This is a genomic window from Draconibacterium orientale (assembly GCF_900111425.1).
GTDB classification, from domain to species: Bacteria; Bacteroidota; Bacteroidia; order Bacteroidales; family Prolixibacteraceae; genus Draconibacterium; species Draconibacterium orientale.
In genome coordinates, this window is sequence record NZ_FOHT01000004.1 from 21,066 (window position 1) to 44,722 (window position 23,657).

Here is a 23,657-nt window from a genome sequence, read left to right on the forward strand (position 1 = left end):
TCCAACACAAGGTGAAAATCAAATTAAAAAACAGCATTTCCAATACGCACCTGCAATCGGCACTTGTAGGTGCGTTGGTAATCCTTTTGGTGTATTCGATTTGGGATGCGCCGATAAAAAGATATAACGTAAAGGTCGATCCTTTAGATCGATATACAACAGAAGACGTACTATGGTTTGTCGATGACTTTGACGGCGACGGGAATAGCGAACGAATCAGATGTTTCAATGCCCCACATACTAACACATTGGATTTGGTTGCTTACGATAACAATGGCAATCTATTGGATCATTATCATTATAATAGCTCAAACTGGAATTATTCTTTAACACCACGTATCTTCGACATTGATAAAGATGGAATAAAAGAATTGTTATTCTTTTCGGTGAGAAATGATTCAATTTTCTTCAATGCGATTAATTTGCAGTCATTCCAGTTATCAATCGATCATCATTATTTCAATACTTTTGAGAGAAAGAGAGAAAACTATGCCTACGCTTCAGAGTTCTTTCACTTCGGCGACTTTAATAGTGACGGGATTGATGAGCTGTTTTTTGTATTCGATGCCGGATTTGGATTGTATCCCCGAGGGGTTTTTAAGATTGAATTCCCATCTTTAAAACTATCAGCCTCTCCCACTGATCACATGTTAGTAAAGGCTATCAATTTTGTCGATTTTTTTATGGATGGCACAACTGAAATACTATGTACAACCTCCGCTCCGAATAATTCAAGCGATAGAAATATACTTTCGGACACATGCAGTTATGTAACTGTTTTGGATTATAATCTGACACCTGTATTTGATCCTATTCCAATGCAAGGCAGGTATTCTTCAACAAAGTGTATTCCCAACACCAATGATTCTACTTTTTTAGTGAGTCATTACTGTCGTTCCACCAGCTGTGTGCCACTGCGACTTATGCTGTTAAATACGGAAGGTCGGTTAATATCAGAAAAAAAGTGGAAAAACATCTCTAATCCTGAAAATCTGGAAGTTGATCTAAATACGATTAATAAAATACCCTATCTGATTATTAAAGACATTGGAAGGCTTCGTTTAGATAAAGGGATTTATCGGTTACCAGATCATCTCGAACCAGAAGAAGATCCTCTTCTTAGCATTCCGACTCTCTATGATTTTAGCGGAGATGGATCGTCAGAGTTGCTTTTTTGGGATATGAAATCCCGAGCTATAATCTATGATGAAGAAACCAATGATCAGGTTGAATTTGAATTCCCATTTCCAATAAAATATGGATTAAAAATCTACCCGTTTTATGAAAATGGGAAAATAACTAAACATGCGGTTACTACCGTGGGAGGATTTATCTTTTTAGAATATTCCAGAAACAAAATGTATTTCCTTCTGTACTTAATTTATCTATTTCTGTTCATTTCCGTTTCGGGTCTGATAAGATTAATGTTTTATTTTCAAAAAACAATTATTGAAAGAAAATGCAATACCGAAAAACAATTAATCGAGCTTCAGTTTAATTCGGTGAAAAACCAGTTGAATCCACATTTTTTGTTTAATGCGTTGAATTCAGTGGCTTTGATGATTAACGAAAATAAATCAGACGAAGCGTACGACTTTTTATCACTTAATTCGCGTATGATACAGCGGGTGATGAATGATGCGAAAGAGGTGAAACGCTCTTTAAAAGATGAGATTCAATTTACTAAGGACTACGTGAGTATTCAGGAACATCGTTTTAAAAATTGCTTTAAAGCAATATTTGAGATTGACCCGGAGGTGAATCTTGATTTTCAGGTGCCTAAAATGTGTATCCATACCTATGTTGAGAACGCCATAAAACATGGTTTTCGCAACACTAAGGCTGGCGGTCGCCTTAGAATCAGCGTTAAATCTGTTTCTCGAGGTATATCAATCACTATAGAAGATAATGGCATGGGACGAAAAGCAGCGTCCGTATATCAAACCAACTCAGGAAATGGGGTTAATATTATGAATGAGTTCTATCAGTTATTTGAGAAATACCATGGATATAAAATTAATTTTTCAATTGATGATATTGATCCGACCGGGACTGCTATAAAATTGAGAATTATAATACCTGAATAGGGAAAGCGGTTTCGGAGGCAGAAGTATTTTTCAGGATTTCACTCACACATTCCAATTATCAACCAGTTGACACTCTATAAAATTGAAAAAGCCGAACTGCAAATGCAATCCGGCTTTTCAATATGGTAAAGAAAATTATTAGTCTTCTTTCTTTGCTTCGTCAGCTGATGCATCAGCTTTAGGCTCTTCAGTTGCATCTTCAGGAGCCGGAGCTTCTTCAGTTTTAACTTCTTCAACAACTTCTGCCTCTGCAACAGGTGCAGTAGCGTCAGCTTTTTTAGCACCACCACGACGCGAACGACGTTTTTTAGGTGCAGCAGCTTCTTCTTTTGCAGCCAACATAGCTTCGTTGAAGTCAACCAACTCGATGATACACATATCGGCGTTGTCGCCTAAACGGCTACCGGTTTTAAGAATACGAGTGTATCCTCCCGGACGGTCAGCAACTTTAACAGCTACTTCGCGGAACAATTCCGATACAGCATCTTTGTCTTGCAGGTAGCTAAAAACTACCCTGCGCGAGTGTGTAGTATCTTCTTTTGCCTTAGTAATCAATGGCTCAACGTACATACGCAATGCTTTCGCTTTTGCAACAGTAGTTGAAATCCGCTTATGCGCGATAAGTGAACTTGCCATGTTTGCCAACATCGCTTTACGATGTGGCGCTTTACGGCCTAAGTGATTAAATTTCTTATTATGTCTCATTGCCTTTTACTCCTTATCAAGTTTATACTTGGAAATATCCATTCCAAAATTCAGTCCCATGTTATCTAAAAGGTCATCCAATTCGGTTAACGATTTTTTACCAAAGTTTCTGAATTTCAGCAGGTCGTTTCTGTTGTAGGTAACCAGGTCGCCTAATGTATCTACATCCGCAGCTTTCAAACAATTTAAAGCACGAACCGACAGATCCATATCAACCAGTTTGGTTTTCAACAACTGACGCATATGCAGTACTTCTTCATCAAACTCTTCGTTTGCAAATTTCTCATCCGTATCAAGAGTGATCTTTTCATCCGAGAATAGCATGAAGTGGTAAATCAGAATTTTAGCTGCTTCTTTTAATGCATCTTTTGGGTGAACCGAACCATCGGTAGCAATATCCAGAACTAGTTTTTCGTAGTCGGTTTTTTGCTCAACACGATAGTTTTCAACGGCGTATTTTACCTTTTTAATTGGTGTGTAGATCGAGTCGATCGGAATTACACCAAATTCTTCTTCAACCGGCTTGTTTTCAACAGCAGGAACGTAACCACGTCCTTTGCTGATTTGCAATTCCATTTGAATTTTTACATCGGGCTCCATTCTGCAAATTACCAACTCAGGATTCAGTACTCTGAAACCGGTCATAAATTTGTTAATATCGCCGGCAGTAAATTCTTCCTGACCGGTAATTGAAATAGATACTTTTTCGCTGTCAAAATCTTCCACCTCGTTTTTAAAACGAACTTGCTTCAGATTAAGGATAATATCAGTTACATCTTCAATAACTCCTTTAATCGTAGAAAACTCATGGTCAACACCTTCAATTTTAACAGTTGTAATTGCATAGCCTTCCAACGACGATAACAGAATACGACGAAGTGCATTACCAATTGTAATACCGTATCCCGGTTCCAGGGGACGAAACTCGAATTGTCCGAACTTGTCATCGGATTCTAACATTATTACCTTGTCAGGCTTTTGGAATGCTAATATTGCCATAATATTCTAAGTAATTTTATTATTTTGAATACAACTCTACGATTAGTTGCTCTTTGATGTTTTCTGGAATTTCTTCACGTTCCGGACGGTTCAGAAATTTTCCGGCCATTTGAGCGCCGTCCCATTCCAACCATTCGTACTGTGAGCTTCTGCGCGATTGCAATGAGCCTGTAATTTCTTCCAGCGATTTTGATTTCTCGCGAACACCAATAACGTCGCCAGACTTAACCGTGTACGATGGAATATTTACTAATTTTCCGTTAACCGTAATATGTTTGTGTGATACAAACTGACGTGCCGCAGCGCGTGTTTTAGCAATACCCAAACGGAATACTACGTTGTCGAGACGAGACTCTAACAACTGAAGAAGAACCTCACCGGTAACACCTTTAGAAGCTTGCGCTTTTTTGAAAAGTGTGCGGAATTGTCTTTCTAATACACCGTAAGTATATTTTGCCTTTTGTTTCTCTTTTAACTGTTGCCCGTATTCCGAAACTTTTCTTCTTTTCGACGCTAAACCGTGCATCCCCGGAGGGTAGTTTTTGTGTTCGAAAACTTTATCCGGTCCGAAGATAGGTTCTCCGAATTTACGAGCGATTTTAGATTTTGGTCCTCTATATCTTGCCATTTCCTTTTCGTTTTAAAATTAAACTCTACGTCTTTTAGGAGGCCTGCAACCGTTGTGCGGAAGCGGTGTTACATCAATAATTTCAGTAACCTGGATACCAATGGTAGCCATAGCTCTGATTGCTGATTCACGACCGTTACCAGGTCCTTTAACATATACCTTAACTTTACGTAGTCCAAGGTCATAAGCAGTTTTAGCACACTCTTCTGAAGCTACCTGCGCAGCATAAGGAGTATTCTTTTTCGAACCACGGAATCCTTTTTTCCCAGCCGACGACCAAGAGATCACCTCTCCGTTCATGTTTGTCAGCGTAACAATAATATTGTTGAAAGACGAGTGGATATGAGCCATACCATTGGCTTCAACAACCACAGTTCTCTTTCTACTTGATCCTGTTTTTTTTGCCATAACTCAAATTCCTTATTTAGTGGCCATTTTTTTGTTAGCAACAGTTTTACGTTTTCCTTTACGGGTACGTGCGTTGTTTTTTGTGCTCTGTCCGCGAACCGGCAAACCGATACGGTGACGGATACCACGGTAACAACCAATATCCATTAAACGCTTAATGTTCATCTGAACTTCAGATCTTAGCTCACCCTCTACCTTGAAGTTATCACCGATAACTTCACGTACAGCTGCTAAATCTTCGTCATTCCAATCCTGTACTTTCAGGTTACTATCTACACCTGCTTTTTCAAGGATTGTGATGGCTCTGCTGCGGCCAATACCATAAATATAGGTAAGTGCAACCTCACCTCTTTTATTACTTGGAATATCAACACCTACTATACGTGCCATAAAATTCTTCTTTTTAAAAGATTAATTAACCCTGACGTTGTTTAAACTTAGGGTTCTTTTTATTAATCACATACAAACGTCCTTTTCTGCGTATAATTTTGCAGTCTTCGCTACGTTTTTTAACTGAAACACGAGTTTTCATCTTAATTATTTTTTTAATTTTTTGTATCGATGTCCGACGTTTGTCGGGACTCGTTTCATATACAATCTTTAGTTTTTGTACCTAAACGTAATTCTACCTTTAGTTAAATCGTAAGGAGACATTTCGACTTTAACTTTATCCCCTGGCAAAATTTTAATATAATGCATTCTCATCTTTCCTGAAATGTGCCCTGTTATTACATGACCATTTTCCAGTTCAACCCTAAACATTGCGTTTGATAATGCTTCTATAATTGTTCCATCTTGTTCTATGGAAGGTTGTTTTGCCATAAAATTCTCTTTTAATTTTTTTTGAATAAGTTTATACTAAATATCTCTTTTACAATTTGTCTTACATTCCTCCGAGTCCCGGACGACCTTTAATCCGGCCTGATTGCATCAAACCGTCGTAATGGCGCATCAACAGGTGACTTTCAATCTGCTGTAAGGTATCTAACACAACACCAACAAGAATTAGCAGCGATGTACCACCGTAAAACAGGGCAAACGACTGGCTGATTCCCATCATCATGGCAAAGGCTGGCATAATAGTTACCAATCCTAAGAAAATAGAACCTGGCAATGTTATACGCGACATAACCGTATCAAGAAAATCTACCGTTTTCTTTCCAGGTTTAACCCCGGGAATAAAACCACCGTTTTTCTTCATATCTTCTGCCATTTGGGTTGGGTTAATAGTAATAGCGGTGTAAAAATACGTAAAAGCTACCACTAATAAAAATTGTGTTAAATTATACCAAAAACCTGTGATGTTTGATAAGGCAGCCGCCACACCACGCAGATTTTCAGAATTTGCAACACCAACAATTGTAATAGGCACCATCATAATTGCCTGCGCAAAAATGATAGGCATTACACCTGCGGCATTAACTTTCAGAGGGATGTACTGACGTACTCCGCCATATTGTTTGTTACCAACAATTCGTTTCGCATATTGTACCGGAATCCTACGGGTTCCCTGCACCAAGGCAATAGATGCCATAAATACGATAAACAGGATAACAAACTCTACCAGGAACATTACTAAACCTCCACCATTGATTCGCGATCCAAATTCCTGAACCACGGCCATTGGTAAACGGGCAATAATACCAATCATAATGATTAGCGAGATACCATTACCGATTCCTTTATCAGTAATACGTTCTCCTAACCATAACACAAACATCGACCCGGCTGTTAAAATCACAATGGAAGGGGCGTTAAACCATATTCCTTGCATTGCAAAAGCCGAATCGGGTAACTGCATGTGTAAATTGGTGAGATATGCCGATGCCTGCGGAATCAGAATTAACACGGTTAAATAACGTGTAATCTGATTTATTTTCCTTCTTCCTGACTCTCCCTCTTTCTGCAACCTCTGGAAATAGGGAACTGCGATACCCATTAACTGGATAACAATTGAGGCAGAAATATACGGCATGATTCCTAAAGCAAAGACAGAAGCCTGTGCAAATGCACCACCCGAAAACATGTTAATCAATCCCAGCAATCCATCAGAAGTCTGACTTTGCAGGTTTTGTAACTGTGCCGGATCAATACCCGGAAGCGAAACAAACGATCCTAACCTGTAAATTAACAGGAAAAACAGTGTTGTTCCAATTCTGAATCTTAGATCTTCAATCTTATAAATATTCTTTAGGGTCTCAATAAATCGTTTCATTGCGGTTTAAGCTATTTCGGTTGTTCCTTCTAATTTTTCTATTGCTTCTTTCGCGCTTTTTGAAAATGCAGCGGCTTTAACTTCTAATTTTTTAGTTAAAGTACCTCCGCCAAGAATTTTGATCTTGTCGTTTTTCGACGCGATGCCTGCGTTAACCAAGGATTCTTTGTCAATTACAGTCAGGTTCTTTTTAGTTGCGAGGTTCTCAAGTACATCAAGGTTGATTGCTTTGTATTCAACACGATTGATGTTTTTAAATCCCATTTTTGGAACTACACGTTGCAAAGGCATTTGACCACCTTCGAAACCAATTTTTCTTGAGTAACCTGAACGCGACTTTTGACCCTTGTGACCACGAGTTGATGTACCGCCACGGCCCGAGCCCTGACCACGACCAATTCGTTTTGTAGTTTTAGTCGATCCTTCTGCAGGTTGTAAGTTACTTAAATTCATCTTATTAAATATTTTTATATTCAATTGAATAAGATGGAACGGGTCTCGAGTGCTCGAGACCCGTTTCATAATTTCAATAGTTTGAAATATTACTTAACTTCTTCAATACTCAGTAAATGTCTCAATTTGTTAACCATGCCAACAATTTGAGGAGTAGCTTCGTGAACAACAGTTTGGTTCAGTTTTTTCAAACCTAACGATTCCAAAGTTGCTTTTTGGCGTTTTGTTGAACCGATACCACTTTTTACTTGTGTTATTTTTAATTGTGCCATAACTGTGTTATCCTTTAAAAACTTTTTCAACTGAAACACCTCTGTGTTCTGCTACTGTATAAGCATCCCTTAACTCGGTCAAAGCTGTCATTGTAGCTTTTACCAGGTTGTGTGGGTTTGATGATCCTTTTGACTTAGCCAAAACGTCGTGAATACCGGCACTTTCCAGTACAGCACGCATCGCACCCCCAGCCTTAAGACCGGTACCCGACGAAGCAGGTTTTAACAGGATGTTTGCACCGCCGAATTTAGCGGTTTGTTCGTGTGGTATAGTTCCGTTAATTACCGGAATTTTTACCAGGTTCTTTTTAGCTGCGTCAACACCTTTAGCAATTGCAGTAGTTACTTCGCTTGCTTTACCAAGTCCCCAGCCTACTATTCCTTTTTCGTCGCCCACAATAACAATGGCAGAGAAACTGAACGTACGTCCACCTTTTGTTACTTTGGTTACACGGTTAATGGCTACCAACCTGTCTTTTAATTCCAGGTCGCTTGTTTTTACTTTATTACTTACTTTCGCCATAATGTATTAGAATTTAAGGCCACCTTCGCGGGCAGCGTCAGCTAATTGTTTTACTCTACCGTGGTATAAGTTACCACCTCTGTCGAATACAACTTCAGTAATTCCGGCTGCAAGTGCTTTTTCGGCAACTGCTTTACCAACCATTGCAGCTTTTTCAGTTTTTGTACCGCTGGCGTCAGCAATACCTTTATCTGATGATGAAACTGCTAATAAAGTTGTTCCTTGCAGGTCGTCGATAACCTGAACGTAGATTTGCTTGTTACTTCTGTAAACGCTTAATCTAGGACGTTCTGCTGTGCCGGAAACAACTGTGCGTACGCGACTTTTTATTCTTGCTCGCCTTTGAACTTTTGTTAATGCCATAATAATTAATCTTTTTAAAAATTATTTACCGGCTGCTTTACCAGCTTTACGCCTCAATACTTCGCCTGCAAACTTAATACCTTTTCCTTTGTAAGGTTCAGGTTTGCGGAATGATCTGATTTTGGCAGCTACTTGTCCGATTAATTGTTTGTCGTGACTTTTAAGGGTCACTGACGGAGTGCTACGTTTATCAGATAATGCCTCTACTTTAACTTCTGCTGGAAGTTGCAGGTAAGTATGGTGAGCAAAACCTAATACAAGGTCAAGTACGTTATCTGGCAGAACTTCTGCACGGTAACCTACACCTACTAACTCTAACTTAATTTCGTATCCTTTCGATACGCCTTCCACCATGTTATTGATCAAAGAGCGGTACAGTCCGTGCATTGACTTTTCGCGTTTTGATTCGCCGTTTCTTTTTACCTCGATAGTTGCATCTTCAACAGCTACTTCGATAAGCGGATCAACTTGCTGAGTCAATTCACCCAGAGGACCTTTTACGCTAACGATATTCTCGTTAACTTTTACTTCTACTCCTGCTGGTATTGAAATGGGTAATTTTCCTATTCTTGACATGACTGTTCCTCCCTATTAATACACGTAACATAAAACTTCTCCACCTACTTTAAGCTCGCGAGCTTCTTTATCGGTAATTACACCTTTTGAGGTAGAGATTATTGCTATGCCTAAACCATTTAGTACACGTGGAATACTGTTTGTGTCGCAGTACTGACGCAGACCTGGTTTACTAATGCGTTCTAACGCTTTTATTGCAGATACTTTTGTTTCTGGATTGTATTTCAACGCAATTTTAATGTTACCCTGAACGCCAACACCTTCTTCAAATTTGTAGTTTAAGATGTAACCTTTTTCTTTCAAAAGTTTAGTCATCTCTTTTTTAATATTTGAAGCAGGAATGTCAACTACACGGTTTTTCGCCATAATTGCATTTCTTACCCTTGTCAGATAATCTGCTATTGGATCTGTTACTTTACTCATTTTTCAAGTTTCTTTTAACGATTACCAACTTGCCTTTTTAACTCCGGGAATCAAGCCATTTGATGCCATTTCCCTAAAATCAATCCTGCTGATACCGAATTGGCGCATATATCCTTTCGGACGTCCGCTAAGTTTACAACGGTTGTGTAAACGTACTTTGGCGGAGTTTTTAGGAAGTTTTTGCAAACCTTCCCAGTCGCCTTCTGCTTTCAGTCGGGCACGTTTTTCGGCGTATTTCTCAACTAATTTTGCACGTTTTACTTCGCGTGCCTTCATTGATTCTTTAGCCATTACTAGTTCTTTTTAACGTTTTTAAATGGTAAACCTAATTCTTTCAACAAAGCAAAACCTTCTTCGTCGGTTTTTGCAGAAGTGACAAAGGTAATATTCATTCCGTTGATCTTACTTACTTTATCAAGTACGATCTCGGGGAAAATAATTTGTTCCGGAACGCCAAGAGTGTAGTTTCCACGGCCGTCCATTTTGCTTTCGATACCTTTAAAGTCGCGAATACGTGGCAGTGCCACAGCAATTAAACGATCCAAGAATTCATACATTTGGTCGCGACGCAATGTAACGCGCACGCCAATTGGCATTTTCTTTCTCAATTTGAAATTAGAGATATCCTTTTTTGACAAAGTTTGTACGGCTTTCTGGCCGGCGATCATTGTCATTTCGGTTTGGGCTACGTCGATCAGTTTTTTGTCGGCGATTGCTGCTCCAACACCCTGGTTAAGGATGATCTTTTCTAATTTCGGAACCTGCATTACAGAAGAGTAATCATACTCTTTCTTTAAAGCAGGGATTATTTCTTCCTGATATTTCTTCTTAAGAGTTGGTACGTAAGCCATTACTTAATCTCCTCTCCTGTTTTTTTCGAAATACGAACTAATTTACCATCATCATTCAATTTCTTTCCTACACGTGTAGCTTCACCTGTTTTAGGATCAACCAACATAAGGTTAGAAATATGCACCGGTGCTTCTCGTTCAATGATACCTCCCTGTGGCGCTTCCGCGTTAGGTTTGGTATGCTTTTTCATCATGTTAACACCTTCAACTATTGCTCTGTCGGTTTTTCTGATCACTTCCAGTACACGCCCTTTTTGGCCTTTACTGTTTCCAGCGATCACAACCACAGTGTCACCTTTTTTTATGTGTAACTTTTTCTGCATTTTGAGCTCTTTTCTTATTACAATACTTCTGGTGCGAGTGAGATAATTTTCATATTCTTCTCGCGTAATTCACGTGCTACAGGCCCGAAAATACGTGTTCCACGCATTTCTCCGGCGTTGTTGAGAAGTACTACTGCGTTATCGTCGAAACGAATATAAGAACCGTCCTGACGACGGTTTTCTTTTTTCGTACGAACAACAATAGCGCGTGATACAGTACCTTTTTTCATCTCGCCACCGGCAAGTGCACTTTTTACAGTAACCACTACAGTGTCGCCCAATGTAGCATATCGTTTACGTGTTCCGCCTAATACACGGATCACTAAAACTTCTTTTGCTCCACTGTTATCGGCTACCGAACATCTTGATTCTTGTTGTATCATGATTACTTAGCTCTTTCAATTATTTCAACTACTCTCCAACATTTGGTTTTACTTAAAGGACGAGTTTCCATAATCCTTACTGTATCGCCAACGTTGCATTCATTTTTCTCATCGTGCGCATGGAATTTGGTAGTTTTGTTAACGAACTTACCATAGATTGGGTGCTTCTCTTTACGTTTCTCGGCAACCACAATCGATTTATCCATTTTATCACTAACAACGACCCCGATTCTCTCTTTTCTGAGATTTCTTACTTTATTTTCCATCGTTGAATTACTTCTGATTTTCGTTTAATTCTCTTTCGCGAAGAATTGTATTCAAACGTGCGATCGTTGCTTTCGTTTCCTTTAACTTGTTAGGATTTTCAAGCGGCGACACGGCATGATTCAATCTTAGGCGAACAAGATTTTCTTTTTCAATCTGCAGACGTTCAACGATTTCGTTGCTCGCCATTTCTTTGATTTCACTTACTTTCATGATTCACCTAATTTTATTCTTCAACATAATCACGTCTAACCATAAACTTTGTTTTTACCGGTAGTTTCTGAGCGGCAAGTCTTAAAGCTTCTTTTGCTGTTTCCATAGGAACGCCTTCTGCTTCAATAATAATACGACCCGGAGCTATCGGAGCAACAAATCCTTCAGGAGCACCTTTACCTTTACCCATCCTTACTTCGGCTGGCTTTTTGGTAATCGGTTTATCGGGGAATACGCGTATCCAAATTTGTCCTCGACGTTGCATATAACGTGTTACCGCAACCCTGGCAGCTTCAATCTGCCTACCGGTAAGCCACGATTCTTCCAACGACTTTATTCCAAATGAACCGAATGCTAATTGGTTTCCGCGTTGAGCGTTACCTTTCATTCGACCCTTCTGTACTCTTCTAAATTTTACTTTTCTTGGCTGTAACATCCTTTTTTAGATTGTGAGTGTTAAACCACTATTTTCTACGACGGTTACGGTTTGCACCACCACCTCTGTTTCCACCCGGACGTCCAGACTTTTGTCCAACGTTAGGTGAAAGGTCGCGATTTCCGTATACCATACCTTTACAAATCCAAACTTTAATTCCAATAAGTCCGGTTTTTGTTAATGCTTCTGCCAATGCGTAGTCAATATCTGCACGCAAAGTATGAAGCGGAGTACGGCCGTCTTTATACATTTCAGAACGAGCCATTTCTGCTCCGTTTAACCTACCTGAAACCAATACTTTGATTCCTTCGGCTCCCATTCTCATGGTTGAAGCGATGGCCATCTTAACTGCCCTGCGGTAAGCAATCTTACCCTCTAGCTGACGTGCAATGTTATTTGCAACGATCTTAGCATCAAGTTCAGGACGTTTGATCTCGAAAATGTTGATTTGAACCTCTTTTTTGGTAATCTTTTTTAATTCTTCTTTCAGTTTGTCAACTTCCTGACCGCCTTTACCAATAATAATACCAGGGCGAGAAGTATGAACGGTGATGGTGATCAGCTTCAAGGTACGTTCAATAACGATTCTTGAAATGCTGGCTTTGGCCAAACGAGCGTTCAGGTATTTCCTGATCTTTTGGTCTTCAACCAGTTTGTCGCCGTAATTATCACCACCGAACCAGTTTGAATCCCATCCTTTGATGAATCCCAAACGATTTGCTATCGGATTTACTTTTTGTCCCATGAATATTAATTAAGGTTTTCTTCAACAACACTTTCTTTACTATCTACGTAAATAGTCACGTGATTCGAGCGTTTTCTGATGCGGTGTGCACGACCCTGGGGAGCCGGGCGCAAACGTTTCAAAATACGACCTGAATCTACCATGATTTGTGATACGTAAAGTTCACTTTCTTCTAAACGAACTCCTTCGTTTTTAGCCTGCCAATTGGCAATGGCTGAAAGCAGAAGTTTCTCTACCCTGCGTGATGCTTCTTTTGAAGAATACTTCAATACATCTAAGGCTTTATTAACCTCCATTCCGCGGATCATATCGGCTACAAGCCTCATTTTCCTCGGTGATGTAGGGCAGTTGCGTAAAACAGCAAAATATTGTTGTTTTTTCTCTTCTTTTCTTTTCTCAGCTGCTAGTCTTTTTCTGGCACCCATTGTACTTACTTTTTAAATATTAATGCCTATCTTTTCTTATTACCAGCATGCCCCCTGAATGTACGGGTTGGAGCAAATTCGCCCAAACGGTGTCCCACCATGTTTTCGGTGACATATACCGGGATGAATTTGTTTCCATTATGTACTGCAATAGTGTGTCCTACAAAATCAGGAGAAATTACTGATGCTCTGGCCCAGGTTTTCACAACCGATTTTTTGTTCGATTCATTCATAGCTAAAACTTTGCGTTCTAACTTGAAATCGATAAATGGGCCTTTTTTTAATGAACGACTCATAATTTATTCCTCTTTACTATTTTTTCCTACGTTCTACAATATACTTGTTGGAAGCTTTTTTCTTCGAACGGGTTTTATAACCTTTCGCAAGCAAACCTTTACGAGATCTTGGGTGTCCTCCTGAGTTTCGGCCTTCACCACCACCCATTGGGTGATCGACAGGGTTCATTACAACACCACGAACACGAGGTCTTCTTCCTAACCAACGAGAGCGACCGGCTTTACCCGATTTCTCGATGTTATGTTCTGTATTTCCAACCGTACCTACTGTAGCCCTGCAGGACGTAAGTACCATACGAGATTCGCCTGATGGCAATTTTAAAATTGCATATTTGCCATCACGTGAGGTCAATTGTGCATAAGCACCTGCACTACGTGCCATCACCCCACCCTGTCCAGGGTGAAGTTCAATGTTGTGAACCAAAGTACCCAGAGGTATTTCAGCAAGGGGAAGACAATTCCCGATTTCAGGTTCGATTCCGGTACCGCTCTTTACAGTTTGGCCAACTTGCAACCCGTTAGGCGCAATCATGTAACGTTTTTCGCCATCTTCGTATTTCAGAAGGGCGATACGAGCAGTACGGTTTGGATCGTACTGAATTGAATCGACAACAGCTGCAACACCGTCTTTCTCGCGCATAAAGTCGATAATACGGTATTTGCGTTTATGTCCCCCACCTATATACCTCATTGTCATGCGTCCCTGGTTATTACGACCACCGGACTTTTTAATGGGCTCCAACAATGATTTCTCAGGTGTAGATGCAGTAATGGTATCAAAAGCACCGATTACTTTGTGCCTTTGACCCGGAGTTACTGGTTTCAGTTTTCTTACTGCCATAATACTAATTAATTATATACTATTATATATTACTATAAAAGTCAATACTATCTCCTTCAACCAAAGTAACAATAGCCTTTTTGTAGGCTGCTGTTTTACCGGTAATAATACCACCTTTGGTATATCTCGATTTTACTTTACCACCATAAACCATGGTGTTAACGCTTTCAACCGAAACGTTATAAAGATTCTCAACCGCTTTTTTAATCTCAGGTTTACTTGCATTGCGAGCTACCACAAAACCGTAACGGTTAAAACGTTCCGACTGGTCGGTCATTTTTTCTGTAACTAATGGTTTTACTAAAATTTCCATCTTTTTTTATCCGTTAAAGTTTAAATGCTTCTTCAATTTTCGCAACAGATCCTTCACAAAGCACAATGGCTTTTGCGTTCAAAATCTGATAAGTACTTAACTCTGAAGCAATTACAACCGATACGTCTTGCAAATTTCGCGACGACAAATATATATTATTATTTTCAGTTGGTAAAACGAAAAGTGCCTTTTTTTCAGCAATTTGCAGATTGTTCTGCAATGCTACCATCTCTTTTGTTTTTGGAGCTTCGAAATTGAAGTCTTCAATAACAACGATGCTCTTTTCGTTTGCTTTGTAAGTTAAAGCTGATTTACGGGCCAATTGCTTCACTTTTTTGTTCAGCTTGAAACCGTAGTTACGCGGACGTGGGCCAAAAATAGTACCACCACCACGGAAGATTGGCGACTTAATGCTACCTGCACGTGCTGTACCTGTACCTTTTTGTCTTTTAATCTTCTTGGTGCTACCTGCAATCTCACCACGTTCTTTACTCTTGCTCGTACCCTGGCGTTGGTTCGCCATATATTGCTTTACGTCCAAATAAATGGCGTGGTCGCTGGGCTCAATACCGAAAATCTGGTCGTTTAAAGTGACTTTTTTTCCGGTTTCTTTTCCTTCTTTATTCAGTACACTTAGTTCCATTGTTTTCTAATAATTAAGTATGAACCTTTGGCTCCAGGTACCGAACCTTTTACCACTAATACATTCTTCTCAGGAATAATTTTTACTACTTCGAGGTTTTCGATAGTAACTGTTTTTCCACCGTCTCTACCAGCCATACGCATACCTTTAAATACGCGTGAAGGCCATGAAGATGCACCGATAGAACCAGGAGCTCTCAGCCTGTTGTGCTGACCGTGTGTAGCATCGTTAACACCACGGAAATTGTGACGTTTTACTACCCCCTGAAAACCTTTACCTTTTGAAACTCCAACAATATCAACGTAATCTTTTTCATTGAAAATGCTTACGTCAATTTCTTGTCCGAGTTCAAACTCTTCCTGATAGGTGTTATGAAACTCTACTACTTTGCGCTTTGGTGAAACACCAGCCCTTTTAAAGTGGCCAACTTCAGCTTTAGTGGCGTGCTTGTCTTTTTTCTCGCCATAAGCTAACTGAAGCGCTTCGTAGCCGTCGGTCTCTGCCGTTTTCACTTGTGTAACTACACAAGGTCCGGCCTCAATCACAGTGCATGGGATGTTTTTCCCCTCAACACTGAATACGGATGTCATTCCGATTTTTTTTCCAATAATACCAGCCATTTTTTTCGACTACTTTAAATTATCAAACTTTAATTTCTACTTCAACGCCACTTGGAAGCTCCAGCTTCATTAGTGCGTCGATTGTTTTAGCGGTTGAGCTGTAAATGTCGATCAAACGTTTGTAAGATGACAACTGAAATTGCTCCCTCGATTTTTTATTTACGAAGGTCGAACGTAAAACGGTGAAAACTCGACGGTGAGTAGGAAGTGGAATAGGACCACTTACTACAGCACCAGTAGTTTTTACTGTTTTAACGATTTTCTCAGCCGACTTGTCTACCAAGTTGTGATCGTACGATTTAAGCTTAATCCTGATCTTTTGACTCATAAGAGAAAATTGTTATAAATTATTTTAATAAATCAACTTTTCCATTACAATCTGCCAATACTTTCTCAGCAAGGCTACGTGGAACTTCTGCATAATGGCTAAATTCCATTGATGAAGTAGCACGCCCCGAAGAAAGTGTACGCAATACTGTTACGTAACCAAATTGTTCTGACAGTGGAACTTTAGCTTCGATTACTTTTGCGTTACCCTTGCTATCCATGCTTGCAATTTCGCCACGACGACGGTTAAGGTCGGCAATAATATCACCCATGTACTCCTCTGGAGTTACAACCTCAACGTTCATAATTGGCTCAAGAAGCGCTGGTTTAGCTTTCGATGCAGCACTTTTAAATGCCTGACGCGCACAAATCTCGAACGATAACTGGTCTGAATCCACAGGGTGGAACGAACCGTCGAGCAGTGTTACTTTCAAGCTGTCAACAGGGAAACCTGCCAACGGACCATTTGACAATGCATCTTTAAAACCTTTTTCAACTGAAGGGATAAATTCACGAGGAATACGTCCACCTTTTACAGCATCGATAAATTCCAAACCGTCTTTTCCTTCTTCAGCAGGTTCTACTTTTACAATAACATCGGCAAATTTACCACGACCACCAGTCTGTTTCTTGAATACCTCGCGTAATTCAACAGATTCGGTAATTGCTTCTTTGTAGGCAACCTGAGGTGCTCCCTGGTTACATTCAACTTTGAACTCACGTTTCAAACGGTCAACCAAAATTTCGAGGTGAAGTTCACCCATACCACGGATTACAGTCTGACCTGAATCTTCGTCGGTATTTACAACGAATGTAGGATCTTCTTCAGCCAGTTTTGCCAAACCGTTACCCAGTTTGTCAACGTCTTTTTGCGACTTAGGCTCAATAGCGATACCAATTACCGGTTCAGGGAAGTCCATACTTTCCAGAACAACAGGGTTTTTAAGATCGCCAAGTGTGTCACCTGTACGAATATCTTTGAAACCTACTGCGGCACAAATATCACCGGCAGAAATAGAGTCTTTTGGATTTTGCTTGTTCGAGTGCATCTGGAACAAACGCGAGATACGCTCTTTTTTACCTGTACGCGAGTTGTAAACCGTATCGCCGGCATGTAATGTACCTGAGTACACACGAATAAATGCCAAACGACCTACGAATGGGTCGGTAGCAATTTTAAATGCCAATGCAGCCAAAGGCTCATCTGCATCCGGATGACGTACAACTTCTTTGTCTGTTAATGGGTTTATACCAACAATTTCCTCTTTGTCAAGCGGCGATGGTAAGAACTCACAAACAGCATCCAGCAAACGCTGAACACCTTTATTTTTAAAGGCCGATCCACACATCATTGGAATGATTACTCCTTCCAGCGTTGCTTTACGGATAACAGCCAACATCTCTTCTTTGGTAATTGAATCCGGGTCTTCGAAGTAACGCTCTAAAATTGCGTCATCAACTTCTGCTACCGATTCAACTAACTTTTCTTTCCACTCTTCAGCTTGTTCAACTAAATCAGCAGGAATTTCATCCAGAACATATTTGGTTCCGTTTGCTCCGTCGTCTTCCCAGCGGATAGCCTTCATTTCTACAAGGTCGATTACCCCTTCGAAAGTTTCTTCAGCACCAATAGGAATTTGCATAGGAACCGGGTTAGCGCCTAACTTTTCTTTAATCTCGTTGTAAACGTTAAAGAAATCGGCACCCTGACGGTCCATTTTGTTTACGAAAGCAATACGAGGAACGCCGTACTTTTCAGCCTGACGCCATACCGTTTCAGACTGAGCTTCTACACCACCAACAGCGCAGAACAAAGCAACAGTACCATCCAAAATCCTCAGCGAACGCTCAACCTCAACAGTGAAGTCAACGTGTCCCGGAGTATCAATAATGTTAATTTTATGCTCAATATCATTGTGCTTCCAGAATGTAGTCGTTGCAGCCGAAGTAATAGTAATACCTCTTTCCTGCTCCTGCTCCATCCAGTCCATGGTAGCGGCACCATCGTGCACCTCACCAATTCGGTGAGTCAAACCCGTATAAAACAGAATACGTTCTGATACAGTGGTTTTACCGGCGTCGATGTGCGCCATAATACCAATATTTCTGGTATATTTCAGATCTTGTTTAGCCATTTTTAACCTATTTTCTATTACCAATTTTACTAAACTATCCTAGAATCTGAAGTGTGCGAATGCACGGTTAGCTTCGGCCATTCTGTGTGTATCTTCTTTTCTTTTGTATGCTCCACCTTCTTCGTTGAAAGCAGCAATGATCTCAGCAGACAATTTATCAGCCATAGATCTTCCCGAACGTTTACGGGCAAACAAAATCATGTTTTTGATACTGATGGCGTTTTTTCTTTCCGGACGAACTTCCATCGGCACCTGGAAAGTAGCACCACCTACACGGCGACTCTTAACCTCAACATTTGGAGTAATGTTCTCCAATGCTTTTTTCCAAACTTCAAGAGGTGATTGTTCAGCATCTTTCATGCGTTTCTCTACCATATCCATGGCTTCATAAAACACAGCATATGCTGTTGATTTTTTACCATCAACCATAAGGTCGTTTACAAACCTGGTTACTAAAGTGTCGTTGAATTTTGGATCCGGTAAAAGGATCCTCTTCTTTGGTTTCGACTTTCTCATTTTAAAACTTTTTAGTGTTATCTAAATCGGCTGCCCTAAGGCGGTCTTCAGTTCATCTCCGGAAGACAATAGAGAGAATCCCTTACTCAACCAAACCACTGAAAATAACGTAGTTAATTACTCTTTTTTACTTTTCTTATTTTTTCGGTCTTTTTGCACCATATTTCGAACGACGTTGTAAACGTCCTTCAACACCCGCAGTATCCAGCGCACCGCGAATTAAGTGATAACGTACACCCGGAAGGTCTTTTACCCTACCTCCACGTACAAGCACAATTGAGTGCTCCTGAAGGTTGTGGCCTTCACCAGGAATGTAAGCATTCACCTCTTTACCATTGGTTAACCTTACCCTTGCAACTTTACGCATTGCCGAGTTTGGTTTCTTTGGTGTAGTGGTATAAACACGAACACATACTCCACGACGTTGTGGGCATGAATCTAAAGCCGGAGATTTACTTTTCTCAACTTTAGTCTGTCTTCCTTTTCTAACTAACTGTTGAATAGTTGGCATAACTACCTGTTTTTTATATAGTTAATAATCATTATCCAAAATGGACTGCAAAATTATGCAAAAATCCTTAATTATCAATCGTTTCGAGACGGAAAAGCACACTTTTCCCCTAAAAACGGCTCGCAAAAGTACGAATTATTATTTAAGAACAATAGGTTTCTACCTTTTTTTTGAAAAAATTAAGATTGGAATGAATTGAAGCAGAGGGAAGTTAGAAGACTGAAGCGACTCAAAGAAAATAGGCAATAAACAAAATACAGTAAGCATATTCTCTCGCTGGCGCAGATTTGTAATTTATTTAATTGAAGAGGCAATACCGTTCTATTTTAATAGCTCTCAGTTGAGATCCTTTTGCACTGATACGATGTATTTTCGCAGGTTTAACTGGCATTTCTGCACCCCTTATCACCACTGCCTTGCAAGAGGCATAAATTTCATGCCTATGAAAAAAAATCGTAAGCATGAAATTGGAAAAACGTAGTTATGGAATTTCGATTTTGTAAGCATGAAATTTTTGGGATTAAACCAATCCGTTCAATTTTCCAGTTCACCTGCTCTTTCCAAGGCCATTTCAGCAGATTACAAAACAGCACTAACGAGACTACTCTGAACTCTGAACTCCGCACTTACTTCACCCGCTCTTTCCAAAGTGCTTTTAAAGGATTAAAAATTCGCTGAATCAAACGCAAATCTTCGGTAATTATTTCGGCCTGCCCCATTAATTGGCTTTGCATTTGCAGTTTGTTATCGTAGTTGGTAACCAAACCATTGGGAAAAGTAATCTCAACCATATAAAAACTGTCTTCGGGCACCAGCGAAACGCTTTTAACTTTACCCCGGACCAAACCGTATTCCATGTACGGGTAATTGTCGAATTTTACATTTACATCCAGCCCCTCTTTTACTTTCCCCGATCCACGAACAGGCAACTCCACTTTCCCGATTACCTCGCCCACATCTTCGGGCACAATGGTTAAAACACGGTCGCCCTCAGTAATATTCTGGTTTTCGGCATAAAATTTATTAAAGGTAACTACCCCATCAATTGGCGATCGCAATACATAAGTCAGAAACCAATCGCTGGCCTGGCTATTCAGGTTATTAAAAGCCTCAATCAGCGCCGATTCGTATTGGATTTTAAAATCGTGGTATTCTTTTTCGTTTTCAATAATTTTCTGATCCAGCTCGCTGATATCGATTTGCTTTTCGGCCAAAGTTGAGCGAATTCCATCAAGCTCCGATTTTTTACTCAACATTTCCGATTCGGCCTGCTCCAAAACCGTTGACGAAACCACTTCGCCGGCCAAGAGCTTTTTCTGGCGTTCATAATTCCGTTGTTTAATCTGGTATTCTTTATCAATAGCCACTTTTTGCTCCCAAAGGCGGTCGTACAAAATCCGGGCATTTTTTAACTGCTCTTTATACGATTCCTCTTTTAAAATATAATAGTTACGTTGGTAGAATTCATTCAGCTCCTCGTAGCGGGTTAAAAACTGCGAATAATACTCCTGCACAGTTCCCAACTGCAGGCTTTTATTAAAACGTTGCGAAACGGTGAAATTAAGCGTATCAAAAGCCGGCTGAACTTTGTCTATCATTTGCTCCAATTCCAGCACATCGTTATAATCTGCCGGGTTTTCGATTAAAGCTATTGTCTGTCCGGCTGCCACCCGATCTTTATCCTCCACAAATAACTTCTCGATTTTACCTGTTGCACGGGCAACCAGTGTAGCCGGTGGATTTTCGGTGGTAACCACAATATTGGAGCGCAAAATATCGGGATAATAAAAAATAAAGCTAAAAATAATGATCAGCGAAAAAATAGCCACAAACACAAGAATTCCGTATCGCACAATGCGCGACGGAACTCCGCCAAGTATCTCCTGCACTTCGCCGGAACGGATCTCTATTTTTTTGTCATCAGCCATTGGTCACTTGTCATTAGCCATTAATTCCCCAACTCCAACTGATTTTTTACCAGTTGATAATATTTTCCTTGTTTTGCAATCAGTTCTTCGTGGGTTCCGCGCTCTACAATTTCCCCTGTATCGAGCACCACAATCTGATCGGCATTTTTTACCGTACTTAAACGGTGCGCCACCACAACAACAGTTTTTCCTGCCGAAAATTTGTCCATGTTTTCCATGATCATTTTCTCATTATTGGCATCCAACGCATTGGTTGCCTCGTCGAAAAACAGGTATTCAGGCGATTTATATATTGCGCGGGCAATCAGTATTCGTTGCTTCTGGCCCTGGCTTAACCCAACTCCCTCTTGTCCTATTTTTGTATTGTAGCTTAACGGTAAAGCTTCAATATAATCCTGAATATTCGCCATTTTGACGGCATTCAGCAAGCGCTCCTGATCAACCAATTCATCATTCACCACAATATTTTTTGCAATACTGTCGGAAAATATAAAACCGTCTTGCATTACCACGCCGCAGTTGTCGCGCCACATTTGCGGTGAATAATTTGCCAGGCGTGTTCCACCTATTTTAATATCGCCGGCAACCGGTGGGTAAAAGCCAAGCAACAATTTTATTAATGTGGTTTTCCCGCTGCCGCTGGTTCCCACAATTGCAGTTGTTTTCTTTTCCGGAATTTCGAGATTGATATTATTTAAAACCTTTGGCGAACGTGGCCCTTCATATTGAAAAACCAAATCGCTAATCGTTATTCCTTTATTTTCAGGCAGATTTCTCACATACGACTTACCGGCTTCACTTTCATCCTTTTTCTCGTGAATTTCGGCCAGGCGCTCCAAACTAATCTTGGCATCCTGTGCGGTGTGCATAAAATTAATCAACTGGCGCAAAGGTGTATTTAACTGCCCTATTATATATTGTATAGCCAGCATCATACCAAGGGTTAATTCGCCATTAACCACTGCCGTGGCAGAAATGATTATGATGAGAATATTTTTTGTTTCATTAATAAATACCGAACCGGCATCCTGATACTGCTGCAGCGAAAGACTTTTTACACTTACTTTAAACAGCCCGGCCTGAACACGCTCCCACTCCCAGCGCTTTTGCTTTTCGTAGTTGTTCAGTTTAATCTCCTGCATTCCGTTAATAATCTGAATAAGCTTACTCTGATTTTCCGACAGCTTGCTGAAACGTTTAAAATCGAGTTCTCGGCGGCGTTTCATAAAAATGTAAATCCACACGAAATACAGAGCCGAACCAATAATGAAAATCAAGAATATCGTCCAGCTGTAAATGGCCAGCACAATGGCAAAAATCACCAAACTAAAAACCGAGAACAACACGCCAATGGACTGCGCCGTAAGAAAGCGCTCAATCCGATCGTGATCTTCAATGCGCTGCAAAATATCACCAATCATTTTTGAATCGAAAAAGCCCAATGGCAATTTCATCAATTTAATGAGGAAATCGGAGATAATAGAAATATTAATGCGCGTACTAATGTGTAACAAAATCCACGAGCGAATAAACTCTACCGACATTCGGCTTATAAATAACACCAATTGTGCGATTAATACCAGATAAATAAAACCAATGTCTTGATTATTAATACCGATATCAACAACACTTTGCGTTAAAAACGGCAATACCAGCTGAATACAACTTCCGAGAAGGAAACCAAGAATTAACTGAATAACCAGTTTTTTATAGGGTTTCAGGTAATTAAATACAAACTGAAAACCGGTACGTTTAACTTTGTCGTCTTCGCTTTGATAAAAATCGGGTGTAGGTTGCAAAAGCAGGCAAATGCCTTTTTCCTCACCACCCGAAACGGTCGAAATCCATTTTTCGCAAAACTCTTTTTCGGAGTATTCAATCCGCCCAAAAGCCGGATCCGCCACACAAACTTTCCCTTTTTTAAACTGATGTACAACAACAAAATGCTCCTGCCCCCAATGCACAATACACGGTAGTGGTGCTTCGTTTTTTAATTGCTGAAAAGTAATTTTCACGCCCATCGAGCGCATTCCGATTGCTTCGGCAGCATCACTGATTCCCAACAACGACACACCTTCGCGGGTGATATAGGAATTCTCGCGAAGAAACTCGGTGGTATAATGCTTCCCGTAGTATTTAGCCACCATACGCAAACAGGTAGGGCCGCAATCCATTGCATCAAACTGCTGATAAAACGGGAACTTCGACATAACTTAATTTTGTTGCGGAAAGATA

Annotated in this window: 35 protein-coding genes; 1 reads left to right on the top strand and 34 read right to left on the bottom strand. The window is 40.2% G+C overall.

From position 1 onward, the window contains the following. Window positions 1-11 precede the first annotated feature (11 nt). A complete protein-coding gene (locus BMW53_RS03570; protein ID WP_139178014.1) occupies window positions 12-2,087 on the top strand; it encodes a sensor histidine kinase in 2,076 nt (691 codons plus the stop codon). A 138-nt stretch (window positions 2,088-2,225) separates the two neighbouring features. On the opposite strand, the gene rplQ is transcribed toward BMW53_RS03570, so the two are convergent. From rplQ to BMW53_RS03740, 34 genes are all read right to left on the bottom strand, one after another. Beyond that, complete coding sequence (gene rplQ / locus BMW53_RS21590; RefSeq protein WP_038559080.1) at window positions 2,226-2,792, bottom strand: 50S ribosomal protein L17; 567 nt, start codon at window positions 2,790-2,792, stop codon at window positions 2,226-2,228. Between the two features lie 6 nt (window positions 2,793-2,798). Beyond that, window positions 2,799-3,791, bottom strand: a complete 993-nt coding sequence (locus tag BMW53_RS03580) for a DNA-directed RNA polymerase subunit alpha (protein WP_038559077.1) — start codon at window positions 3,789-3,791, stop codon at window positions 2,799-2,801. Window positions 3,792-3,810: 19 nt separating this feature from the next. Continuing rightward, window positions 3,811-4,419, bottom strand: coding sequence for a 30S ribosomal protein S4 (rpsD, locus tag BMW53_RS03585; RefSeq protein ID WP_038559074.1), 609 nt, complete (start codon window positions 4,417-4,419; stop codon window positions 3,811-3,813). Window positions 4,420-4,437: 18 nt separating this feature from the next. Continuing rightward, window positions 4,438-4,827, bottom strand: coding sequence for a 30S ribosomal protein S11 (rpsK, locus tag BMW53_RS03590; RefSeq protein ID WP_038559072.1), 390 nt, complete (start codon window positions 4,825-4,827; stop codon window positions 4,438-4,440). A 12-nt stretch (window positions 4,828-4,839) separates the two neighbouring features. Further along, entirely contained in the window at window positions 4,840-5,217 is a 378-nt protein-coding gene (gene rpsM / locus BMW53_RS03595) for a 30S ribosomal protein S13 (RefSeq protein WP_038559069.1), read from the bottom strand. A 25-nt stretch (window positions 5,218-5,242) separates the two neighbouring features. Beyond that, window positions 5,243-5,359: a 50S ribosomal protein L36 gene (rpmJ, locus tag BMW53_RS03600; RefSeq protein ID WP_074780216.1), complete on the bottom strand. Its 117-nt coding sequence runs from the start codon at window positions 5,357-5,359 to the stop codon at window positions 5,243-5,245. Window positions 5,360-5,427: 68 nt separating this feature from the next. Further along, window positions 5,428-5,649, bottom strand: coding sequence for a translation initiation factor IF-1 (gene infA, locus BMW53_RS03605; RefSeq protein ID WP_038559066.1), 222 nt, complete (start codon window positions 5,647-5,649; stop codon window positions 5,428-5,430). A gap of 61 nt (window positions 5,650-5,710) precedes the next feature. Further along, a complete protein-coding gene (gene secY / locus BMW53_RS03610; RefSeq protein WP_038559064.1) occupies window positions 5,711-7,042 on the bottom strand; it encodes a preprotein translocase subunit SecY in 1,332 nt (443 codons plus the stop codon). Between the two features lie 6 nt (window positions 7,043-7,048). Beyond that, window positions 7,049-7,495 (bottom strand): 50S ribosomal protein L15, encoded by a 447-nt coding sequence (gene rplO, locus BMW53_RS03615; RefSeq protein ID WP_038559061.1) that lies wholly within the window; start codon window positions 7,493-7,495, stop codon window positions 7,049-7,051. A gap of 89 nt (window positions 7,496-7,584) precedes the next feature. Next, window positions 7,585-7,767 carry a 50S ribosomal protein L30 gene (gene rpmD, locus BMW53_RS03620; protein ID WP_038559058.1) on the bottom strand — a complete coding sequence of 61 codons (183 nt, stop codon included), beginning with the start codon at window positions 7,765-7,767 and terminating at the stop codon, window positions 7,585-7,587. 7 nt (window positions 7,768-7,774) lie between these two features. Further along, on the bottom strand, window positions 7,775-8,290 hold the full coding sequence (gene rpsE / locus BMW53_RS03625) for a 30S ribosomal protein S5 (protein WP_038559055.1): 516 nt from the start codon (window positions 8,288-8,290) through the stop codon (window positions 7,775-7,777). Window positions 8,291-8,296: 6 nt separating this feature from the next. Then, entirely contained in the window at window positions 8,297-8,653 is a 357-nt protein-coding gene (gene rplR, locus BMW53_RS03630; protein ID WP_038559052.1) for a 50S ribosomal protein L18, read from the bottom strand. A 21-nt stretch (window positions 8,654-8,674) separates the two neighbouring features. Continuing rightward, the gene (gene rplF / locus BMW53_RS03635; protein WP_038559047.1) at window positions 8,675-9,229 is read right to left on the bottom strand and encodes a 50S ribosomal protein L6; all 555 of its coding nucleotides are present in this window, start codon (window positions 9,227-9,229) and stop codon (window positions 8,675-8,677) included. A gap of 15 nt (window positions 9,230-9,244) precedes the next feature. Next, window positions 9,245-9,652 (bottom strand): 30S ribosomal protein S8, encoded by a 408-nt coding sequence (gene rpsH, locus BMW53_RS03640; protein WP_038559042.1) that lies wholly within the window; start codon window positions 9,650-9,652, stop codon window positions 9,245-9,247. Between the two features lie 21 nt (window positions 9,653-9,673). After that, on the bottom strand, window positions 9,674-9,943 hold the full coding sequence (gene rpsN, locus BMW53_RS03645) for a 30S ribosomal protein S14 (RefSeq protein WP_038559037.1): 270 nt from the start codon (window positions 9,941-9,943) through the stop codon (window positions 9,674-9,676). 2 nt (window positions 9,944-9,945) lie between these two features. Next, entirely contained in the window at window positions 9,946-10,503 is a 558-nt protein-coding gene (gene rplE, locus BMW53_RS03650; RefSeq protein WP_038559032.1) for a 50S ribosomal protein L5, read from the bottom strand. Then, window positions 10,503-10,826, bottom strand: a complete 324-nt coding sequence (gene rplX / locus BMW53_RS03655; protein WP_038559026.1) for a 50S ribosomal protein L24 — start codon at window positions 10,824-10,826, stop codon at window positions 10,503-10,505. Before rplX ends, rplE begins: the two co-directional genes overlap by 1 nt. A 17-nt stretch (window positions 10,827-10,843) precedes the next feature. Then, complete coding sequence (rplN, locus tag BMW53_RS03660; protein ID WP_038559021.1) at window positions 10,844-11,209, bottom strand: 50S ribosomal protein L14; 366 nt, start codon at window positions 11,207-11,209, stop codon at window positions 10,844-10,846. Between the two features lie 2 nt (window positions 11,210-11,211). Further along, complete coding sequence (gene rpsQ / locus BMW53_RS03665) at window positions 11,212-11,475, bottom strand: 30S ribosomal protein S17 (RefSeq protein WP_038559018.1); 264 nt, start codon at window positions 11,473-11,475, stop codon at window positions 11,212-11,214. Window positions 11,476-11,482: 7 nt separating this feature from the next. Further along, window positions 11,483-11,686 carry a 50S ribosomal protein L29 gene (gene rpmC, locus BMW53_RS03670; protein WP_038559015.1) on the bottom strand — a complete coding sequence of 68 codons (204 nt, stop codon included), beginning with the start codon at window positions 11,684-11,686 and terminating at the stop codon, window positions 11,483-11,485. 13 nt (window positions 11,687-11,699) lie between these two features. Beyond that, entirely contained in the window at window positions 11,700-12,122 is a 423-nt protein-coding gene (gene rplP, locus BMW53_RS03675) for a 50S ribosomal protein L16 (protein WP_038559011.1), read from the bottom strand. A 28-nt stretch (window positions 12,123-12,150) separates the two neighbouring features. Beyond that, on the bottom strand, window positions 12,151-12,867 hold the full coding sequence (gene rpsC, locus BMW53_RS03680) for a 30S ribosomal protein S3 (RefSeq protein ID WP_038559008.1): 717 nt from the start codon (window positions 12,865-12,867) through the stop codon (window positions 12,151-12,153). A 5-nt stretch (window positions 12,868-12,872) separates the two neighbouring features. After that, window positions 12,873-13,292 (bottom strand): 50S ribosomal protein L22, encoded by a 420-nt coding sequence (gene rplV, locus BMW53_RS03685; RefSeq protein WP_038559005.1) that lies wholly within the window; start codon window positions 13,290-13,292, stop codon window positions 12,873-12,875. Between the two features lie 26 nt (window positions 13,293-13,318). Next, window positions 13,319-13,588 carry a 30S ribosomal protein S19 gene (gene rpsS, locus BMW53_RS03690; protein WP_038559002.1) on the bottom strand — a complete coding sequence of 90 codons (270 nt, stop codon included), beginning with the start codon at window positions 13,586-13,588 and terminating at the stop codon, window positions 13,319-13,321. A 16-nt stretch (window positions 13,589-13,604) separates the two neighbouring features. Then, entirely contained in the window at window positions 13,605-14,429 is an 825-nt protein-coding gene (rplB, locus tag BMW53_RS03695) for a 50S ribosomal protein L2 (protein WP_038558999.1), read from the bottom strand. A 22-nt stretch (window positions 14,430-14,451) separates the two neighbouring features. Further along, window positions 14,452-14,742, bottom strand: a complete 291-nt coding sequence (gene rplW / locus BMW53_RS03700; protein WP_038558996.1) for a 50S ribosomal protein L23 — start codon at window positions 14,740-14,742, stop codon at window positions 14,452-14,454. A gap of 13 nt (window positions 14,743-14,755) precedes the next feature. Next, entirely contained in the window at window positions 14,756-15,385 is a 630-nt protein-coding gene (gene rplD, locus BMW53_RS03705; protein ID WP_038558993.1) for a 50S ribosomal protein L4, read from the bottom strand. Further along, window positions 15,376-16,005: a 50S ribosomal protein L3 gene (rplC, locus tag BMW53_RS03710; protein WP_038558990.1), complete on the bottom strand. Its 630-nt coding sequence runs from the start codon at window positions 16,003-16,005 to the stop codon at window positions 15,376-15,378. Before rplC ends, rplD begins: the two co-directional genes overlap by 10 nt. A gap of 22 nt (window positions 16,006-16,027) precedes the next feature. Beyond that, complete coding sequence (rpsJ, locus tag BMW53_RS03715; RefSeq protein ID WP_038558987.1) at window positions 16,028-16,333, bottom strand: 30S ribosomal protein S10; 306 nt, start codon at window positions 16,331-16,333, stop codon at window positions 16,028-16,030. A 19-nt stretch (window positions 16,334-16,352) separates the two neighbouring features. Further along, window positions 16,353-18,467 (bottom strand): elongation factor G, encoded by a 2,115-nt coding sequence (fusA, locus tag BMW53_RS03720; protein ID WP_038558985.1) that lies wholly within the window; start codon window positions 18,465-18,467, stop codon window positions 16,353-16,355. A 39-nt stretch (window positions 18,468-18,506) separates the two neighbouring features. After that, complete coding sequence (rpsG, locus tag BMW53_RS03725; protein WP_038558982.1) at window positions 18,507-18,983, bottom strand: 30S ribosomal protein S7; 477 nt, start codon at window positions 18,981-18,983, stop codon at window positions 18,507-18,509. A gap of 136 nt (window positions 18,984-19,119) precedes the next feature. After that, window positions 19,120-19,494 carry a 30S ribosomal protein S12 gene (rpsL, locus tag BMW53_RS03730; protein ID WP_038558978.1) on the bottom strand — a complete coding sequence of 125 codons (375 nt, stop codon included), beginning with the start codon at window positions 19,492-19,494 and terminating at the stop codon, window positions 19,120-19,122. A gap of 626 nt (window positions 19,495-20,120) precedes the next feature. After that, on the bottom strand, window positions 20,121-21,422 hold the full coding sequence (locus BMW53_RS03735; protein WP_038558975.1) for an HlyD family secretion protein: 1,302 nt from the start codon (window positions 21,420-21,422) through the stop codon (window positions 20,121-20,123). Between the two features lie 20 nt (window positions 21,423-21,442). Next, complete coding sequence (locus tag BMW53_RS03740; protein WP_038558972.1) at window positions 21,443-23,632, bottom strand: peptidase domain-containing ABC transporter; 2,190 nt, start codon at window positions 23,630-23,632, stop codon at window positions 21,443-21,445. Between the last annotated feature and the right edge of the window lie 25 nt (window positions 23,633-23,657).

Coding starts and splice junctions, on each gene's coding strand:
- rpsS (WP_038559002.1), bottom strand. CDS start 13,588: ATGAGTCGTTCATTAAAAAAAGGCCCATTTATCGATTTCAAGTTAGAA.
- rpsQ (WP_038559018.1), bottom strand. CDS start 11,475: ATGGAAAATAAAGTAAGAAATCTCAGAAAAGAGAGAATCGGGGTCGTT.
- rplV (WP_038559005.1), bottom strand. CDS start 13,292: ATGGGTGCCAGAAAAAGACTAGCAGCTGAGAAAAGAAAAGAAGAGAAA.
- rplP (WP_038559011.1), bottom strand. CDS start 12,122: ATGTTACAGCCAAGAAAAGTAAAATTTAGAAGAGTACAGAAGGGTCGA.
- rpsN (WP_038559037.1), bottom strand. CDS start 9,943: ATGGCTAAAGAATCAATGAAGGCACGCGAAGTAAAACGTGCAAAATTA.
- BMW53_RS03580 (WP_038559077.1), bottom strand. CDS start 3,791: ATGGCAATATTAGCATTCCAAAAGCCTGACAAGGTAATAATGTTAGAA.
- rplN (WP_038559021.1), bottom strand. CDS start 11,209: ATGATACAACAAGAATCAAGATGTTCGGTAGCCGATAACAGTGGAGCA.
- rplE (WP_038559032.1), bottom strand. CDS start 10,503: ATGGCTTACGTACCAACTCTTAAGAAGAAATATCAGGAAGAAATAATC.
- secY (WP_038559064.1), bottom strand. CDS start 7,042: ATGAAACGATTTATTGAGACCCTAAAGAATATTTATAAGATTGAAGAT.
- BMW53_RS03740 (WP_038558972.1), bottom strand. CDS start 23,632: ATGTCGAAGTTCCCGTTTTATCAGCAGTTTGATGCAATGGATTGCGGC.
- rplB (WP_038558999.1), bottom strand. CDS start 14,429: ATGGCAGTAAGAAAACTGAAACCAGTAACTCCGGGTCAAAGGCACAAA.
- rpmC (WP_038559015.1), bottom strand. CDS start 11,686: ATGAAAGTAAGTGAAATCAAAGAAATGGCGAGCAACGAAATCGTTGAA.
- rplO (WP_038559061.1), bottom strand. CDS start 7,495: ATGAATTTAAGTAACTTACAACCTGCAGAAGGATCGACTAAAACTACA.
- fusA (WP_038558985.1), bottom strand. CDS start 18,467: ATGGCTAAACAAGATCTGAAATATACCAGAAATATTGGTATTATGGCG.
- rplF (WP_038559047.1), bottom strand. CDS start 9,229: ATGTCAAGAATAGGAAAATTACCCATTTCAATACCAGCAGGAGTAGAA.
- rpmJ (WP_074780216.1), bottom strand. CDS start 5,359: ATGAAAACTCGTGTTTCAGTTAAAAAACGTAGCGAAGACTGCAAAATT.
- rpsH (WP_038559042.1), bottom strand. CDS start 9,652: ATGAGTAAAGTAACAGATCCAATAGCAGATTATCTGACAAGGGTAAGA.
- rpsL (WP_038558978.1), bottom strand. CDS start 19,494: ATGCCAACTATTCAACAGTTAGTTAGAAAAGGAAGACAGACTAAAGTT.
- rpsE (WP_038559055.1), bottom strand. CDS start 8,290: ATGGCGAAAGTAAGTAATAAAGTAAAAACAAGCGACCTGGAATTAAAA.
- BMW53_RS03735 (WP_038558975.1), bottom strand. CDS start 21,422: ATGGCTGATGACAAAAAAATAGAGATCCGTTCCGGCGAAGTGCAGGAG.
- rplR (WP_038559052.1), bottom strand. CDS start 8,653: ATGGCATTAACAAAAGTTCAAAGGCGAGCAAGAATAAAAAGTCGCGTA.
- rpsM (WP_038559069.1), bottom strand. CDS start 5,217: ATGGCACGTATAGTAGGTGTTGATATTCCAAGTAATAAAAGAGGTGAG.
- rplX (WP_038559026.1), bottom strand. CDS start 10,826: ATGCAGAAAAAGTTACACATAAAAAAAGGTGACACTGTGGTTGTGATC.
- rpmD (WP_038559058.1), bottom strand. CDS start 7,767: ATGGCACAATTAAAAATAACACAAGTAAAAAGTGGTATCGGTTCAACA.
- rpsJ (WP_038558987.1), bottom strand. CDS start 16,333: ATGAGTCAAAAGATCAGGATTAAGCTTAAATCGTACGATCACAACTTG.
- infA (WP_038559066.1), bottom strand. CDS start 5,649: ATGGCAAAACAACCTTCCATAGAACAAGATGGAACAATTATAGAAGCA.
- rpsD (WP_038559074.1), bottom strand. CDS start 4,419: ATGGCAAGATATAGAGGACCAAAATCTAAAATCGCTCGTAAATTCGGA.
- rplD (WP_038558993.1), bottom strand. CDS start 15,385: ATGGAACTAAGTGTACTGAATAAAGAAGGAAAAGAAACCGGAAAAAAA.
- rpsC (WP_038559008.1), bottom strand. CDS start 12,867: ATGGGACAAAAAGTAAATCCGATAGCAAATCGTTTGGGATTCATCAAA.
- rplW (WP_038558996.1), bottom strand. CDS start 14,742: ATGGAAATTTTAGTAAAACCATTAGTTACAGAAAAAATGACCGACCAG.
- rplQ (WP_038559080.1), bottom strand. CDS start 2,792: ATGAGACATAATAAGAAATTTAATCACTTAGGCCGTAAAGCGCCACAT.
- rplC (WP_038558990.1), bottom strand. CDS start 16,005: ATGGCTGGTATTATTGGAAAAAAAATCGGAATGACATCCGTATTCAGT.
- rpsK (WP_038559072.1), bottom strand. CDS start 4,827: ATGGCAAAAAAAACAGGATCAAGTAGAAAGAGAACTGTGGTTGTTGAA.
- rpsG (WP_038558982.1), bottom strand. CDS start 18,983: ATGAGAAAGTCGAAACCAAAGAAGAGGATCCTTTTACCGGATCCAAAA.